Genomic DNA, 209 nt, shown 5'->3' with positions numbered 1-209 from the left:
CGCTGCAAGTTTTAGCGGTGTGTGTTGAGAAGAAGAAGAGTGCCAGTGATGTATGTCGTGTGTTTACGCCGTATCCGCATCGTTTAGAGAATTTGCGTTATACGGGGACGAATCCGTTGACTCGCCCAGAGGTTGTGGGCATTCGTGCCCAAGCGGATGAACGTTTGGCGTGGCGTGGTCGTTTGGTGTTGCGTGCCAGTGGGACTGAG

1 pseudogene is annotated in these 209 nt (G+C 53.6%); it reads left to right on the top strand.

Annotated elements, in window-relative coordinates:
• A pseudogene (locus KB213_RS12700) lies at window positions 1-209 on the top strand (phosphoglucosamine mutase); the annotation flags it as partial.

This window comes from Neokomagataea anthophila (assembly GCF_018122595.1).
Classification (GTDB): Bacteria; Pseudomonadota; Alphaproteobacteria; order Acetobacterales; family Acetobacteraceae; genus Gluconobacter; species Gluconobacter anthophilus.
Note: the sequence above shows the minus strand (reverse complement) of the source record. Positions and strands in the feature narration are given on the sequence as shown.